The 15810-nt window shown below is 62.4% G+C and carries 14 protein-coding genes; 10 read left to right on the forward strand and 4 right to left on the reverse strand.

The features are described 5' to 3' along the window. Nucleotides 1-177: 177 nt before the first annotated feature. Nucleotides 178-738, reverse strand: coding sequence for a hypothetical protein (locus V7S54_RS26210; RefSeq protein ID WP_336409238.1), 561 nt, complete (start codon nt 736-738; stop codon nt 178-180). A gap of 309 nt (nt 739-1047) precedes the next feature. On the opposite strand from V7S54_RS26210, the gene V7S54_RS26215 reads away from it, so the two are divergent. Then, nucleotides 1048-3330 carry an OmpA family protein gene (locus V7S54_RS26215; protein ID WP_336409237.1) on the forward strand — a complete coding sequence of 761 codons (2283 nt, stop codon included), beginning with the start codon at nt 1048-1050 and terminating at the stop codon, nt 3328-3330. A 162-nt stretch (nt 3331-3492) separates the two neighbouring features. Then, entirely contained in the window at nt 3493-5256 is a 1764-nt protein-coding gene (locus V7S54_RS26220) for an adenylate/guanylate cyclase domain-containing protein (protein WP_336409236.1), read from the forward strand. A 156-nt stretch (nt 5257-5412) separates the two neighbouring features. Here V7S54_RS26220 and V7S54_RS26225 read toward each other — a convergent pair whose 3' ends face one another. The 3 genes from V7S54_RS26225 to V7S54_RS26235 all read right to left on the reverse strand — a co-directional run bounded on the left by V7S54_RS26225 (nt 5413) and on the right by V7S54_RS26235 (nt 7606). Beyond that, complete coding sequence (locus V7S54_RS26225) at nt 5413-5718, reverse strand: hypothetical protein (protein ID WP_336409235.1); 306 nt, start codon at nt 5716-5718, stop codon at nt 5413-5415. A gap of 212 nt (nt 5719-5930) precedes the next feature. Beyond that, a complete protein-coding gene (locus V7S54_RS26230; RefSeq protein WP_336409234.1) occupies nt 5931-6569 on the reverse strand; it encodes a LysE family translocator in 639 nt (212 codons plus the stop codon). 134 nt (nt 6570-6703) lie between these two features. Continuing rightward, the gene (locus V7S54_RS26235; protein ID WP_336409233.1) at nt 6704-7606 is read right to left on the reverse strand and encodes a LysR substrate-binding domain-containing protein; all 903 of its coding nucleotides are present in this window, start codon (nt 7604-7606) and stop codon (nt 6704-6706) included. Nucleotides 7607-7757: 151 nt separating this feature from the next. Here V7S54_RS26235 and V7S54_RS26240 point away from each other — a divergent pair, with 151 nt between their 5' ends. The 8 genes from V7S54_RS26240 (at nt 7758) to V7S54_RS26275 (ending at nt 15808) form a co-directional block, all read left to right on the forward strand. Then, nucleotides 7758-8771, forward strand: coding sequence for a dimethylarginine dimethylaminohydrolase family protein (locus V7S54_RS26240; protein ID WP_336409232.1), 1014 nt, complete (start codon nt 7758-7760; stop codon nt 8769-8771). A 14-nt stretch (nt 8772-8785) separates the two neighbouring features. Next, nucleotides 8786-9865 carry an ABC transporter ATP-binding protein gene (locus tag V7S54_RS26245; protein ID WP_336409231.1) on the forward strand — a complete coding sequence of 360 codons (1080 nt, stop codon included), beginning with the start codon at nt 8786-8788 and terminating at the stop codon, nt 9863-9865. 49 nt (nt 9866-9914) lie between these two features. After that, entirely contained in the window at nt 9915-11024 is a 1110-nt protein-coding gene (locus tag V7S54_RS26250; RefSeq protein ID WP_336409230.1) for an ABC transporter substrate-binding protein, read from the forward strand. Next, complete coding sequence (locus tag V7S54_RS26255; RefSeq protein WP_336409229.1) at nt 11021-11872, forward strand: ABC transporter permease; 852 nt, start codon at nt 11021-11023, stop codon at nt 11870-11872. Before V7S54_RS26250 ends, V7S54_RS26255 begins: the two co-directional genes overlap by 4 nt. Before the next feature lie 7 nt (nt 11873-11879). Beyond that, nucleotides 11880-12644: an ABC transporter permease gene (locus tag V7S54_RS26260; RefSeq protein WP_336409228.1), complete on the forward strand. Its 765-nt coding sequence runs from the start codon at nt 11880-11882 to the stop codon at nt 12642-12644. Nucleotides 12645-12898: 254 nt separating this feature from the next. Beyond that, the gene (locus V7S54_RS26265; protein WP_336409227.1) at nt 12899-14083 is read left to right on the forward strand and encodes an ABC transporter ATP-binding protein; all 1185 of its coding nucleotides are present in this window, start codon (nt 12899-12901) and stop codon (nt 14081-14083) included. Continuing rightward, on the forward strand, nt 14080-14994 hold the full coding sequence (locus V7S54_RS26270) for an ABC transporter permease (RefSeq protein ID WP_336409226.1): 915 nt from the start codon (nt 14080-14082) through the stop codon (nt 14992-14994). Before V7S54_RS26265 ends, V7S54_RS26270 begins: the two co-directional genes overlap by 4 nt. A 13-nt stretch (nt 14995-15007) precedes the next feature. Beyond that, entirely contained in the window at nt 15008-15808 is an 801-nt protein-coding gene (locus V7S54_RS26275) for an ABC transporter permease (protein ID WP_336409225.1), read from the forward strand. Nucleotides 15809-15810 lie beyond the last annotated feature (2 nt).

Genomic DNA, 15810 nt, shown 5'->3' on the forward strand with positions numbered 1-15810 from the left:
GGCCGCAGGTTCAAATCCTGCCCCCGCAACCAAATCAAACAAAAGCCCGCGTGACACAAACGTCCGCGGGCTTTTTGACGTTCTAGACACAGCGAACGGCCAACGCGAAAGCAACACACAATACCCCGCCCGCCGAGGTCCCGATGGCCCCCCATCTTCATTCCCGGGTTTGCGCCGTCAGTAGGCCATTGCACCCTTTGAAGCGCTGCGCCTTTGCGCAAGCGAACGCCCAACCTCGATCCGAATGGAGGGTGCGGTCGGCCAATCGGAGCCGTCCGTAGAGACCATGTAATTCTCCCATCCGGTCTCGCTTATCGTCGTTCCGACCCGATAATAGAGGTTCTCGGCATAGTTCAGTCGCTGCCATGCCTCATAGGACAGCGTATAGGACGAGCCCGTTAGCAGCGGCTGGTCTTGCCACGTGGCGTAGAATTCGTCTTCCGGTCCGTCTCCTTCGCTGAACAGGCTGGCATCGGTCGCCACCTCCTCGTGCCAACCCGGAAGAATATCGTGCGAGATAAGACCGATCTCGTCGAACGTGCGCGGCTCACCTCCAAGCGCCCGCGCGGCAACCTCTCGAGCGCGCGTGAAATCGCTCGTCGCCTGCAGAACGAGCTCGTCGCCATCCACGCCTATCCAACCATGCGGCAGATGCCACAAGGCGCGGCGAAGATTGGCGCGCCCCGCCTCGTCGGCCACATCGGGCCAGAGCTTGGCAGCCGCTACGCTTCGCGTCACGAGTAATGTCCGTAGGAATGCCGTTCAGTGAGGAAACGCTCGCGCGCTCGGCCAGCGACCTCCGCATCGTCGCCTTTCGGATCAATACGAACGACAGCGCGACCTGCGGCCAGCAGCTTCGGGATGGGCCTGCAAGCGGAACCGATCGGGAACTGTGGCGTTGGGACTAGCCTTTGGCTGACACAAAAAAGTCGGAGCCGCGGGGCATGGCCCCTTGGGGCGCGCGAACAGGCGTGCCGTTCTGCCGGCTTTGATGCGGGCGATAAGCGCAACTGGCGCGGGGACCTCCCAATAAGAGGAACAAAGATGATGTCGATTCGATCCAAACTTTTCGCAACGGTGACCTTGCCCGTCTTCGCCGTATCTTTCGCGATTCAGCCGGCGCTAGCCGAGAGCCCGAGGGCACCGTTCCAGGTAGCGCAGGAAGGGACCGACCAGCAGTCTCCCGAGGATTTGCTTCTGCTCAAGAAGCGCAAGAAGCAGCATGCCGCCGGGGAAGGGCCGACAGAACAGCAGCAACCGCAAGCCGAGGAGCCGCAGCGCCAGGTCGAAGAGCCGGTTCGCAAGAAGCGCAAACAGCAGGCTGAGGAGCAGCAGCCCGGCTCTGAGGAAAACGCACCGCGGCAGGCTGAAGAACTGCAAGCGCCTGTGCGCAAGAAGAGCAAGCAGCGCGCCGAAGAACAGCAGCCTGGCGTCGAGGACAGCGCTCCCCAGCAGGCTGAAGAGCAACAAACTCCTGTCCGCAAGAAGCGCAAGCAGCAGGCTGAGGAGCAGCAGCCTGGTGCAGAGGAAGGAGCTCCGCGACAGGCCGAAGAGCAACAAACTCCGGTGCGCAAGAAGCGCAAGCAGCAAGCTGAGGAACAGCAGGATGGTGTCGAGGAAGCGGCTCCGCGGCAGGCTGAGGAGCAACAAAATCCTGTGCCCAAGAGGCGCAAGCAGCAGGCCCAAGACCAGCAGCCCGACGTAGAGGAAGGCACCCCGCAGCAGGCCCAGGAACAGCAGGTGCCCGCGCCCAGGAAGCGCAAGCAGCAGGCGGAAGGACGGCAGCCCGCCGTAGAGGAGGGCACCCCTCAGCAGGCCGAGGAACAGCAGGTACCGTTGCCCAAGAAGCGCAAGCAGCAAGCTGAAGGAAAGCAGCCCGAGGAGCAAAAGGCCCTAGAACAGCGTGCCGCACCGACAGGCGAAACCACAGCAGAGCAGCCGACGCCGCAGACAGGCGAGGGTGAGCAGCAGCCGGCTCCAGGGGCCGAACAACCAGCAACGGCCGAGCAGCGCCAGGGTGAGGAACCTCAGGGCAAGCCCGCTCCGATCGTTGTCGACAAGCGCACGAAGGAAGAGAAGCGCAAGATTGCCCAGGATCCGGCGGCGAGCGACGAAACCGTGGTGCTTCCGGTCGACAACGGCGCGGCTGTGCTCGACAGCGACAAGGACGCCGATAACTCCGGGGGCAACCGGGCGCGCGAGGCTCGGCGCAAGCAGCGCGAAGAGCTGCGCGTCCAGGATCAGAACATAGCGCCGCCGACCGACGACGCTGCGGCCCAGGCGGAGATTCCGGCCGAGGTGCGGCAGGCGGCTCCGCAGAGGATCGAGGCCGCGATCAAGGAAGAAGGCCGACGCGTCGAAGCGGCGCCAGTCTTCGCGGTCCCGGAGACGACGAACATCGTCAACAACACCGTCATCAACAATACGGTCATCAACAGCACGACGGTCAACAACACCACGAGCAATGATGTGACCGAGGTGCAGGTGGTCGAGAGGTTTGACGATCGCGTCGTCCTCGGCGTCGGCGAGCAGATCTTCGTGCGTGGCGACGATCGTCCACGTCTGCGCCACGATGCGCAGGAGGCCTACTACGACGAGCTTCCGCGCGGCCGCGTTCGCGAAACGATCGTCCGTCCGGGCGGCTACCGCATCGTCACTGTTTACGACCGTTACGGCGACATCTTGCAGCGCTCGCGCGTCGACGGCGACGGCAACGAATATGTGCTGATGTATGCGCCGGAGTATCAGGAGGATCGGCGTCCGGCGATCCTCGACGTCGGCTACGAACTGCCTCCGATGCGTCTGACGATTCCGGTCGATGACTACATCGTCGATTACTCGGAAGATCCGGATCGGGACTACTACGAATTCCTGTCCGAGCCGCCGGTCGAACGGGTCGAGCGCGTCTATACCATCGATGAGGTCCGCAATTCGGCCCGCTTGCGTGACAAGGTCCGGCGCATCGATCTCGATACGATCCACTTCGCGACGGGAAGTGCCGAAGTCTCGATGTCGCAGGCAAAGACACTGCGAACGGTCGCCGACGCAATGCAGAAGGTTCTCGACAAGGATCCCGGCGAAACCTTCTTCATCGAAGGGCATACGGACGCTGTCGGTTCTGACCGCTCGAACCTGGTCCTCTCCGACGAACGTGCGGAGTCGGTCGCAGTTCTCCTGACCGAGGTCTACGGCATCCCGGCGGAAAACCTCGTCACGCAAGGCTACGGTGAGCGCTTCCTGAAAATCCGCTCGCAGGAACCCGAGGAGGAGAACCGCCGGGTGACCATCCGACGCGTGACGCCGCTGGTGCGCCCGGTCGCGCAGCGGTAACCGAAATCTGCGTCGCCATGCGTCTGTTCAGATGCGTGGCGATGCATCATGCTGAGTTACTGCATCTTCTGCGTCCTTGCTGGCGACAAGCATCCCTCATTGTGGGAAGATGCGCGCATATCAAGCCCAACGATTTCGTGGGTCGCAGGAGCGGTCATCGCTGTGGATCGAAAGCTCGCAGCCATCCTTTCAGCCGATGTTGCTGGCTTCAGTCGCCTTGCGGCGCTGGACGAGGAAGGTACGCTTGCCGCACTAAATGTGTGCCGTAACCGGATTGCCGAAGTGGTGAAGGAGCATGGTGGCCGTATCTTCGGAACCGCCGGTGACGGGTTTGTCGCCGAGTTTCCAAGCGCTGTCCAGGCCGTCCGGTGCTCAGTCGAAATCCAGCGCCGTCTTTCCAGTGCCTCAGAAGAGCGCCCACCCGATCGCCGTTTGGAGTTCCGCATCGGCATCAACCTGGGTGACGTGGTCGTGGCCGGAGACGACCTACTCGGCGACGGCGTCAATATCGCGGCACGCGTGCAGGAGATCGCGGCTCCGTCAGGCATTTGCATTTCCGCATCGGTGCGCGAGCATCTCGATGGGAAAGTGCCGTTCCCGCTGATCAGTCTCGGTGAGCGCAACCTGAAGAACATCCCACGGCCAATTTTCGTCTTCCGGGTCGATTGGCAGCAAGAGACCGCTGTCGAAGGCGACATCGCGTCCGAGCCATCACTTGCAGCCCGTCGTGGCAAGGACCAGCCATCGATCGTCGTCATGCCCTTCGACAACCTCAGTGGGCAGGGCGACGAATACTTCGTGGACGGCGTTGTCGAGGAGATCACCGCCGCGCTCTCGTGCGTCCGGAATTTCTTTGTAATCGCGCGACAGTCCGCGTTCACCTACAAAGGGCGCTTCGTCGACGTGCGCGAGGTCGGCAGGGAACTCGGCGTCAATTATGTGGTCGAGGGCACCGTTCGCCGAGGCGGCGACCGACTGCGCATTTCGGTGCAATTGGTCGATGCGGAGACAAGGACCCAGTTCTGGTCCGACCGCTACGAGGGCGCAATCGAAGATATGTTCGAATTCCAGGATCGGATTGCGGCGCAGGTGGCAGGCGCCATTCACCCGGCGATCCGCGATGCCGAGATCGAACTGGCCAGGCGCAGGCCGCCGACAAGTCTCAGGGCCTATGATTTCGTCATGCGCGCCTACCCGAACCTCTGGGGCCGCCGCAAGGACACCAACAACCAGGCGATCGAGCTGCTTCGGCAAGCGATTGCCGTTGATCCCGGTTATGGCCGCGCCCATGCACTTCTGGCGTGGTGCCACGCCTCGAACGCCTCCTACCTTTGGACCAAGCAACCGGAACGTGAGCTGGAAAAGGCGCGCGCAGCGGTAGAGGCTGTAGGTTCGATCGGCGACGATCCGACCGCCCTGACTGCCGCCGGTGCGGCATTGAGCATCTGCGGCGACCAGGAGCGCGCCACCACCTTTATCGAAAAGGCGCTTGCGCTTGATCCGAACAATGCCTGGGCATGGGCGCGCCTGGGCTGGCTTGCGATCTACAAGGACGAAGCCAATCTGGCAACGGAACGCTTCCAGCGGGGGATGACCCTGAGCCCAAGAGATCCGCTCGCATTCAACATGAGATTGGGAATGGCCTTTTCCTTGGCCATGGAAGGTGCTATTTCACAGGCGATTGCGATAGCCCATGAGGTCGTCAACACCTATCCGGACGTCACATGGTCCTACCGTCATCTCGCCGCCTGGTCGGCGATGAACGGAGACTTGGAGACCGCCCGATGGGCTGCGGGGAAGCTATTGGCGGCCGAGCCAGGCTTTACTATCGACCGGTATCGAGCGCTTCCCTGGTTTCAAAACATCCCGCGGTGGCAAGATCAAATGGCCGAGGGGTTGCGGAAAGCAGGATTGCCCGAACGTTGATGGCCATTAAAGGACATGCGCGACTGGAGAAGGCGCAAAGTCCTCTGCCCCGCATGGGGGTCCAATAGAGCGGTTCTGAATCCGGCCGATAAGGGGACCTGGATTGCTTGCCGGACCACGGATAGTGGGCCGGTCTGCTGCTTGCTCTTCGTCTTGCTAAATCCCCGACCCGTCCAGTTCTTGGTCGTCATCGCCTTCCCAGGGCAAGGGCATCGAGGTGAGGTTGATATTGGCCGAGGGCATCGGCATCCAGCATTTCAGTTCCGGCTCTGCGTATTCGATGATGCGGCCGGGCGAGGAATCGGAAGCGCGCCAGCCTTCTCTACCGAACTGATCGCCATTCGACCAATAGGCGAGGTCAACTTCCGCCGTGCCCTGCTCGGACGGGCGGATCGTGACGAGGATCCGACTGCCGTTTTTCGGTGCGCTTGCCATGTGGCGCCAGCGGTCTGGCTCAGCCATCATTCGTCCTCCTCCTCGCTCCCGGTTGCAAGTTTCGCCGCGCCGTCGAAAACGGTCAACACAAACTTTGGACAACCCACTGTCTATCGATCGGGCGTTCGACCGTTTCGGCGCGCACCGGACCCCGCACAGTCAGGACGCGGTCGATGGTGGAAACGCCGACGTCTGCGACTTTGAAACGTGGCCAGGGGAGCCGAGTGCGGATCGCGGCACTAGCCGATTGTTCGCACGCTATCGGCCATCAGTTTGATGCCGAGTGCGCCCACCACAGCGCCAGCCACGCGGTCGATCCAGGTCTTCGAGCGCAGATAGACGACCCGCGGCGCACGTGACGAAAAACCGAGGGCGACAATCGCATACCACACGAACTCGTTGATGAAGAGCAGTGGCGGAAGCGTCAGCAGCATCCAGGTGGGCGTCGGAGACGGTAGCAGCGCTGCAAACATGGATGCGTAGAAGATGGCCGTCTTCGGATTGGAGATCTGCACGAAAAGGCCCCGCAGCAGCGACTTCCACAGTGTGCTTGGCTGATCTGCGGGCGCATCGGCAATCGCTATCGTCTGGGGTGCGGCACGCCAGATACCGATGCCGATCCAGACGAGGTACGCGCCACCGGCGAGCCTGAGCAGCATGCTCAGCCATTCCACTTGAAGGAGGATCGCTGTTAGGCCGGCGACTGCAATGCAGGCGAATAGAAAGCCGCCAATTCCCATGCCAACCGCTGCCATTATTCCGTCAGCGCGTGACCGGGCGATCGCGATACGCGACACCACGATAAAGCTTGGGCCAGGGCTCATGGCTCCAAGAAGGAAGACGCCCAGGATGGTGACAAGAATTGCGAATTCATGCATGTCGCTTCCTCCCGAAAAATCCGGGAGCACTATGGCGCCAGTTGCGTCGTTGCTCAATCGTCCGAGTGCTCAGTCCAGCACGCGCAACCGACGCGTAGGCTCGTTTGGGGCGATTTGGCCGTTGCTCCATTCCCTCAGGCAAATTCTATTGTGGCCTGGGCTTCGTTGACCACCCAATCGATGAACACCTTGGCGAGCGGGGAATGGTCCCGGTTTTTTTGCGTGATGACGTAGTAGCCCTTCGTCGCCGATTTTATGAAACCTTTGAGCGGGCGGACGAGTGCACCTTGGGCAAGCTCTTCGCTAGCCGTGATGTTGTCTCCCATCGCAATGCCAATTCCGCAGCGTGCCGCCGCGAGGTTCTGATTGAAATCCTCAAAGCTCAACCGGCGAACCGTGGCGGGTATCTCCTGGTCGTGGTGACGGAACCAGTCGTTCCAGTGGGTGGATCCGACGCCGTCGATTAGGACGTGGCGGGTCAGGTCCCTGGTCCGCTTGATGTCGCCGTCCCGGTTGAGGAGGATCGGGCTGCAGACCGGAAAGAACTCCATCTGCTTGAGCAGTGTCGTCTCCCCTTTGGCGGCCGCCGGATCGCCAAACATGATCGCAAGGTCCGCCTGGCCGTCCGGAAAGGGCTCGCCCCATTCCGGCATGGAGAGGATCTGCAGTTCGACGCGCTCGTAGCGCTCGTAGAATTTTCCGAGCCGCGGCACGAGCCAACGGGTTGCAAAGGCCGGCATGCAGCGCACCGCGAGGCGACCGGCGATCGGGTTTCGCTGAAGACCGAGCACCGCGTCGTTGAGCGTCTCGAAGGATTGCGTGAGCTTGGAAAAGAGCTCCTGTCCTTGCGGGGTCAGGATGAAGCTGTCGCGCGACTTCGTCGCCAGCGCGAAACCGAAATGCTCCTCCAACTGCCGGAACTGTTTGCTGACTGCACCAGGCGTCACATGAAGCTCATTGGCGGCCTTCGTCAGGCTTCTGTTTCGGGCACTGGCCTCGAAGGCGCGCAGTGCGTTGAGCGGCGGCAACCTTGACACGGATCTCTCCTCTGATCGCATTTATTATTGAGAAAACCTCAAGTTATCGCGGAAATCAATTCGTTATGAGGGAGGAAAACGATCCGTTAGCATCTCCTTTATCGAAACGGGAGGCCGTGCAATACCGGCCCGCAGTCAAAGAGGACCAGACGTGAACGCCGCACCACCCAAGAAGAAAGATCTCTATTCCGCGACGATCAAGTATTTCGGCTCCGTTGCCGAGCCGGCCTTCGAGGCACCGGAGCGGCTCGCCCGACTGTGGGGCCGCAACTGGGGCTGCGACAATGATGTCGGCACACTGCGCACCGTCTTGATGCACCGCCCGGGCGACGAGTTTTCCGTCATCGACCGCACCAAGCGGATCGAGGAAATCGGCACCTATGGCGATCTCGAAACCGGCTGGTACTGGCAGAGCGATAGCATTCCGACGCTTGGGGAATTGCAGGCCCAGCACGACGGCCTCGCCGATCTGCTGCGCGCCGAAGGCGTCGAGGTGGTCTATGTCGAGGGCGTCGATCGCGGCCGGTTCAAATCCGTCTATACCCGTGACTCCTGCATTGCCGTCAAAGGCGGGGCGATCGTCCCGCGGCTGGCGCCGCGCATGCGCCATGGCGAAGAGCTTCCGGTGACACGGACGCTCGCAAAACACGGTATGCCGGTGCTTCGCACCCTGCACGGCACCGCCATGGCCGAGGGCGGCAGCTTCGCCTGGCTCAACAGCCGCACCGCCGTCATCGGCCGGGGCATCCGCATCAACGACGACGGCATCAGCCAGATCGCCGAGGTCCTGCGGTATCAGGGCGTCGAGCTGCTGGTCGTCGATCTCTGCGGCTACGACATCCACATCGACGGGCATTTCCTGATGATCGACGTCGATCTCGCGCTGATCTGGCCGCGCGGCCTTTCCTTCGTGTTCCTGGAAAAGCTGCGCGCGCTCGGCATCCGCACGATCGAGATGAACGAGGACGACAATCCGTGGATCGTCAATGGTCTGGCGATCGCGCCCGGCCGCGTGATCATGCCGCGCGGGCTTTCGGATCGCACACGCGAGGCGCTTGCCCGCAACAACGTCACCGTGCTCGAGATCGACTACGACAAGGTGCAGCTCAACGGCGGCGGTATCCATTGCTCGACGAGTCCGCTAATCCGCGACAGCGTCGATTGATCGGAGCAGCAGCCATGCCAGCCCACATTTCCATTCGCAAAGCCTGCAAGTCCTTCGGGTCTTTCGAAGCTCTGAGAAACGTCTCGCTCGACATCGAGAAGGGAGAATTCCTCACCTTTCTCGGCCCATCCGGATCGGGCAAGTCGACGCTTCTGAACGCGATCGCCGGCTTCGAGCCGCTGTCGTCAGGGGCTATCCTGAAAAACGGCGAGGACATCGGCGCAACGCCGGCCGACAAGCGCAACTTCGGCATGGTGTTTCAGGGTTACGCGCTGTTCCCGCATCTGACCGTTGCCGAGAACATTGCTTTCTCCCTGCGCGTCCGGAAGGTGGCGCGGGCCGAAGTGGAGCAGCGGGTGGCCCGGATGGTCGACCTCGTCGGCCTTGGGGGACACGAGCACAAGCGCCCCTCGGCACTGTCAGGCGGACAGCAGCAACGTGTTGCGCTTGCACGAGCGCTGGTGTTCGAGCCTGAGCTTCTGCTTTTGGACGAACCGCTGTCGGCACTAGACAAGAACCTTCGCGAACAATTGCAGGACGAACTGGTCGCAATCCATCGCAAGACGGGAACGACCTTCCTGTTCGTCACCCACGACCAGATGGAAGCCATGGCCATGTCGGACCGGATCGCGATCTTCGATCACGGCCGCATCGTCCAGCTTGACCGGCCGAGCGTACTCTACGATGAGCCCAACTCCCGTTTCGTCGCCGAATTTCTCGGGACCATGAACACGTTGCCGGTCTCCCGGCAACGGGCGGTCGCCGGTGAGTTTCATGCGCATGTCGGCGAGTTTGGCGTGCGGGCACTGCTGCCCGACGTCGAGCAACTGGGGGGTGCGCCGGCCGTGCTCGCCATTCGCCCGGAAAAACTGACCCTTTGCCGCGACCGGCCTCAGGCGGATCACAACCTGCTGCCGATGACCGTCGACGGCGTCGTCTTTCAAGGCGGAACGACCATCGTCAAAGGCAGCGCGCCTGAGGGCACCAGCCTGACGCTGACGACCGCGCGCGACGCGCTCGGTATTCCGCCAACGCGCGGAGAGCAGCTCTGGGTGCGCTGGGGCCACCTGGACGGGCGGGTGCTCGCCGGCTGACGCGCAACTTTCCATGCATGCCAACCAAACAACAAAAAGGGGAAATGACATGAATAACGATCTGAAGGCGGAATGCCTCGAACTCCTAAAAGACGGTCATCTGGCTGGCCGCATCGATCGGCGGACGTTTCTGACAGGCCTCGTTCTGCTTGGCGTGGCACCTCACCTTGGCGGCCGATCGGCCCGCGCGGCGGATGGCCAACTGGTGATCACGAACTGGGGAGGGGATGCGGTCGGCGCCTTCGAAACGGCGCTGACCGGCAGCTATGCCGAACAACAGGGCATGACGGTAAAGATCGACGGCTCCGGACCGACCAAGGGCGCGATGAAGGCGCAGTTCGAAAGCGGTGCTGTCTCCTGGGACGTCTGCGACGCCGATCCGGGCGCGACGAAGTCTTTGGGCGAGGCAGGCATGATCGAGCCGATCGATTACAAGGTGGTCGACCGCGAAAAGGTGCAGGCAGGCTTCGCCTATGAATACAGCGTTGCCAACTATTTCCTGAGCTACGTCATCGCCTATGACGCCAAGCAGTTCGGCGACAATCCGCCGAAATCCTGGGCGGATTTCTGGAATGTCGAGAAATATCCGGGCAAGCGGTCGCTCTACAAATGGATGTCGGGCTGCATGGAGGCAGCGCTTCTGGCCGATGGCGTGCCGATGGATAAGCTCTATCCGCTCGACGAAGAACGCGCCATCCGCAAGCTCGACGAGATCAAGCCGCATATCGTCAGCTTCTGGGATTCCGGCGCCGAGAGCCAACAATTGATGCGCGACGGCGAGGCGTCGATGGCCCTGTTGTGGCACACGCGCGCCAACCTCGTGGAAAAAGACACCGGCGGCGACGTCAGCTGGACCTATGCCGAGGGCATTCTTGCGCCATCGGGCTGGGCGGTGATCAAGGGCAATCCGGCAGGATCCGCCCGAGCGATGGACTTCATCCGCTATTGCCAGGATCCCGCGCGCCAGGTCGAGTTGCTGCGGAGCCTTGGCTGCGGGCCTTCCAATCCGCTTGCTCACGACCTCGTGCCGGCGGACCTGAAACGGCTGGACTGCAGTTCGGCTGAGAACATGTCGCAACAGGTGCTGATGGACATGGACTGGTATGCTGCCCGCGGCGACCAGGCGCTCGAAAAGTACCTGGCGATGACTGCGTCATGATGCCGGCGCATTCGGCCCCCGTCAGGCGCCTCGGTGCAACCGGATCGCTGGCGATGCTCTGGGCATTGCCGGTGATCCTGGTACTTGCCTATGTGCTGCCATTTGCCGGGGTGACGCTCTGGAGCGTCACCCGACCCGAGCTTGGCTTTGACAACTACGTCCGCATCTTCACCGGTGCGGACTTCCGGGCGATTTTCTTGAGGACATTCTGGGTGTGCCTGGTGAGCACCGCGATTACGATACCGATCGCCTATCTGCTGGCCTATTACTGGGTGATGGGCAGCGCGCGTCGCAGCCGGTTGATCGAGATCTGCATCTTCATCCCGTTCTGGATTTCGGTGCTGGTACGGGCCTTCGGCTGGGTCGTGATCCTTCGCAACAACGGGCTTGCAAGCGACGTTGCAGAGGCGTTCGGTCTCAGCGGGCTTTCAACCGGCCGGAACGTCTGGTCGGTTATCACGGGCATGGTCCACTTCATGGTGCCCTTCGCGGTTCTGCCGATGGCCTCGGTCATGCGCAAGATCGACGGCCGAGTGCTGCTCGCGGCCCTCGGGCTCGGCTGCCGGCCGCTCGGTGTGTTCTGGCGGATCTATCTGCCGATGTCGCTGCCCGGTGTCTTCTCGGCGTTGGCGATGACCTTCATTTTCTCGCTCGGTTTTTTCGTCACGCCGATGATCCTCGGCGGCGGGCGGGTGGTGATGACGGCGGAATCGGTGTTCGTGCAGATGTTCCAGACGGCCAATTGGGGGCTGGGTGCCGCCCTCGGCGTCGTGCTGCTCGTCGTCGTGTTTGCGATCCTCTGGCTGTCGCAGCGCGTCATGCGCATCGAACAACTCATGTCGCGGTAGGTGGCTCATGTTTGGCAAATCACGTCTTGGCGGTTTCTTTGCCGGCGCGGCCGGGCTCTTCCTGCTGCTGCCGCTCGCCGCCGTCATCCCCTTTTCCTTCACCGCCAAGCGCTTCCTGTCGATGCCGGATGGCGAGTATTCGCTGAGGCATTACCTGGCGATCTTCGACCCGGACACCTGGCTGGCGAGCATCGGTACAAGCACGCTCATCGCATTGCTGTCGAGCGTGATCGCAACGGCGCTGGCCGCAGCGTTCGGCATCGGCATCTGGCTGCGCCGGCCAGCGAGCGGGCGCTTCCTGATCGGTCTGGTGCTGCTGCCGATCATCGTTCCGCCCGTAACCTCGGCAGTCGCGCTTTATTTCCTGCTGGCGCAGATCGGGCTGCTCGACACGATCGCCGGGCTGGTGCTCTCCCATGTGGTGATGATCGTGCCGTTCTCGGTGATCGCCATCCTCGGAGCGCTCAGTCGATTGGACAGGAATCTCGAACTTGCCGCCCGGAATCTCGGGGCGACGCAACTGCAGTCGATTTTCCGGGTCATCCTGCCGAACATCCGCTTCGGCCTGTTTGCGGCCTGGTTCGTCAGCCTCGTCATGTCCTGGGAGGAGAGCTCGGTCACGCTCTTCGTCAGCGGCGTCAACGTCATCACCCTGCCGAAGCGCATATGGGACAATCTGCGTCTGGACCTCGATCCGGCCGTTGCCGCCATCTCGGTCATCATGATCCTGGCGACGACATTGGTCATTCTTTTGCGGAAGTCGGAAGCTTGAAGATCGCGGTTGCCTGGCTGCCGAATAGGTAGCGAAAGCAGCACTTTGAGCGTCGAGGCGCAGGTTGAGTGCGCCTGGCGGCAACTATTCCCGAAGGCGGCCCACGGGCCGCCTTTTCGCGTTTCCGATGCATCCGGAAACCTCGGGCATCGACGGTACCCCCTCTGGGGGACTAACGCCTCCCGTCGGCCCCACGCATAGTTCTGCCATGCCGAGCGGTATGTCGCTCCCCTCGGCTCAAGCGGAGGAGAACCATGCAGCGCGCCATCATAGAACCCAATCCGACACTGCCCGCCGACAGCAAGGTTGCGTCGTTGAGCAAGTCCGGCTCCCGTCCGGTGCAGCATCCAAACAGCGTCGCTGCCGAAGTGCGTAACCTCCGCAAGACCTACAATGCCGGCACACCGCATGCCCACGAGGCGCTGAAGGACGTCGATCTTTCCATTCGCGCCAATGAGTTCTTCACGCTGCTCGGTCCGTCCGGCTGCGGCAAGACCACCTTGCTGCGCATCCTTGGCGGGTTCGAGATGCTGACGTCAGGCACGTGCCGGATCTTCGGCGAAGACGTCAGCCGCCTGCCGCCGGAAGCGCGCCCCGTCAACACCGTCTTTCAGCAATATGCGCTGTTTCCGCACATGACGGTCCGTCGCAACATCGCCTTCGGGCTGGAAATGCTCGGCAAGCCGCGTGCAGAGGTCGACAAGACCGTCGAGCGCATGCTCGATCTGGTGCACATGAGCGAATACGCCGATCGCCGCCCGGACACGATGTCGGGCGGCCAGCGCCAGCGCGTTGCACTCGCCCGCGCGCTCGCACCCCAGCCGAAGCTCTTGCTGCTCGATGAGCCGCTGTCGGCGCTTGATCTGAAGCTCCGGCAGAAGATGCGGCTGGAATTGAAGTCGCTCCAGCGCGAAACCGGCATCACCTTCATCTTCGTCACCCACGACCAGGAGGAAGCGCTGGCAATGAGCGACCGGGTTGCCGTCATCAGCAATGGCCGGCTGCAGCAGGTCGGTGCGCCCGAAGATATCTACGAACAACCGCAAAGCCGCTTCGTCGCCGACTTTATCGGTGAATCGAACCTGATCGAGGCGAAGGTCGCCGGTGCCACGGGCGGCGAAGCAGCCTTCGATATCGAGGGCTTTGGCCAGGTCCACGCGCCGATCGTCGATCACGTCGAAAGCGGGCAACAGGTCTGGCTCTCGATCCGCCCGGAGCGGCTCATACTCGGTGCCGCTCAAAGCGAGGGACAGGGACCGGCAAAGGTCACCGATCGCACCTATCTCGGCAATGCCGTCGAATACCACCTGCGCGTCGGCAAGCACGCGCTCACCGCCCGCTCGCCGCGCGGCGGCCTGCGCGGCCGGCAGGACTTCGCGCCGGGCGACCTCGTCAGCATCGGTTTCGAGCCCGGCTCCATCAAGGTGCTCCTGTCATGAGTGCCCGGCCCCTCGCTCTGTCCTCGCGCATCCCACCGGGGCTTGCCCATGCCGGTCTGCTCTGGCCGTCGCTCGGCATCATCCTGGTGTTCATGGTCGCGCCGATTGCGATCATGCTCACCTATTCCTTCCTCGTGCCGGGCGCCTATGGCGGCGTCGAGTGGACGTTTTCCACCGCAGCCTACGAGCAGATCCTGTTCGAGCGGGATTTCCTCGACGACAGCCTGACGTTTACGCCCGACTATCTGATCATTGTCGCCCGCTCGCTGCTGCAGGCGACCGTTGCGACGCTTCTCTGCCTCGTGATCAGCGTGCCGACGGCCTACTACATTGCGACCCGCTCCGACCGGGTAAAGAACATCTGGCTGTTCCTGATCACCATTCCTTACTGGGTGAATCTTCTGATCCGCACCATCGCGCTCCTCTTCGTGCTGCGTGACGACGGGCCGATCAACAGCGCCCTCATCGATCTCGGCGTGGTCGGCCAGCCGCTGGCGCTGAGCTACAACGGCTTCGCCATCTCGCTCGGGCTGATCTACTCCTTTCTGCCCTTCATGGTACTGCCGCTCTATTCGGCCTTCGAGCGCTTCGATTTTCGGCTCCTGGAAGCAGCTTACGACCTCTACGCCAGCCGCAGGGTCGCCTTCTTCCGCATCGTGCTGCCGGTCATGCGTCCAGGGTTGATCGCTGGGAGTCTGCTCGTCTTCATTCCCTCGGTCGGTTCCTACCTGGCGCCCGACATCCTCGGCGGCGGCAAGACGCTGATGATCGGCAACCTCATCGGCACCCAGTTCCAGGCGGCGCGCAACTGGCCGTTCGGCGCGGCGCTGTCGATGATCCTGCTCACCATCACCCTCATCGTCCTTCTCTGGCTTGCCCGGCGCGCCGCGCAGCAGCAGCGCCTGATCTAAAGAAAGGTCCGCCATGTCCACCGCACGCTTGCGCGACCTGCGCGTCTTTCCCGGCTTCGGCCTTCTCTCCGTCGGCTGCGTCGTCTTCCTCTATGCGCCGATCGTCGTCCTGGCGCTCTATTCCTTCAACGACGGCCGCTCGGTCACCCGCTGGGCCGGCTTTTCCTTCCGCTGGTACCAGACCGTCTTTGCCAACCAGAACATCCAGACGGCTGCGCTGAATTCGCTGATCATCGCCATCATCGCTGCAACGGTTGCCACGGTCTTTGCCCTTGGGGCCGCCATTGCGACCGTCAACCGGAAGAAGGGTGGCGGCGAAGGGGCCTATGTCGTGCTGACGTTCCCGCTGATGGTGCCTGAGATCGTCACTGCCGTCGCCTCGCTCGTCTTCTTCGTGGCAGTTGGTATCAGCCTTGGCTTTGCCACCATTCTCATCGCCCATATCGTCTTCTGCATCCCCTTTGCCTATCTGCCGATCAAGGCGCGGCTGGAGAGCATGGACGAGACGCTGCCTTCGGCTGCGGCCGACCTCTATGCCTCGCCGGCAAAGGCCTTCCTGCGCATCACCCTGCCGCTCTTGGTGCCCGGGCTCGTCTCCGGCTGGCTGCTCGCCTTCATCATCTCGCTCGACGATTTCATCATCACGGCACTCGTTGCCGGTCCCGGCGCCACGACCTTGCCGCTGCACATCTACGGCATGCTCCGGCTCGGCATGACGCCCGAGGTCAACGCCATCTCGACGCTGATGCTGGCCGCCTCGACCGTGCTGGTGCTGATTTCGGGGCTGCTGGGGCAGGCGGGTCGCAAGCACTGACG

Source organism: Ensifer sp. CCNWLY38 (assembly GCF_037120565.1).
Classification (GTDB): domain Bacteria; phylum Pseudomonadota; class Alphaproteobacteria; order Rhizobiales; family Rhizobiaceae; genus Ensifer; species Ensifer adhaerens_H.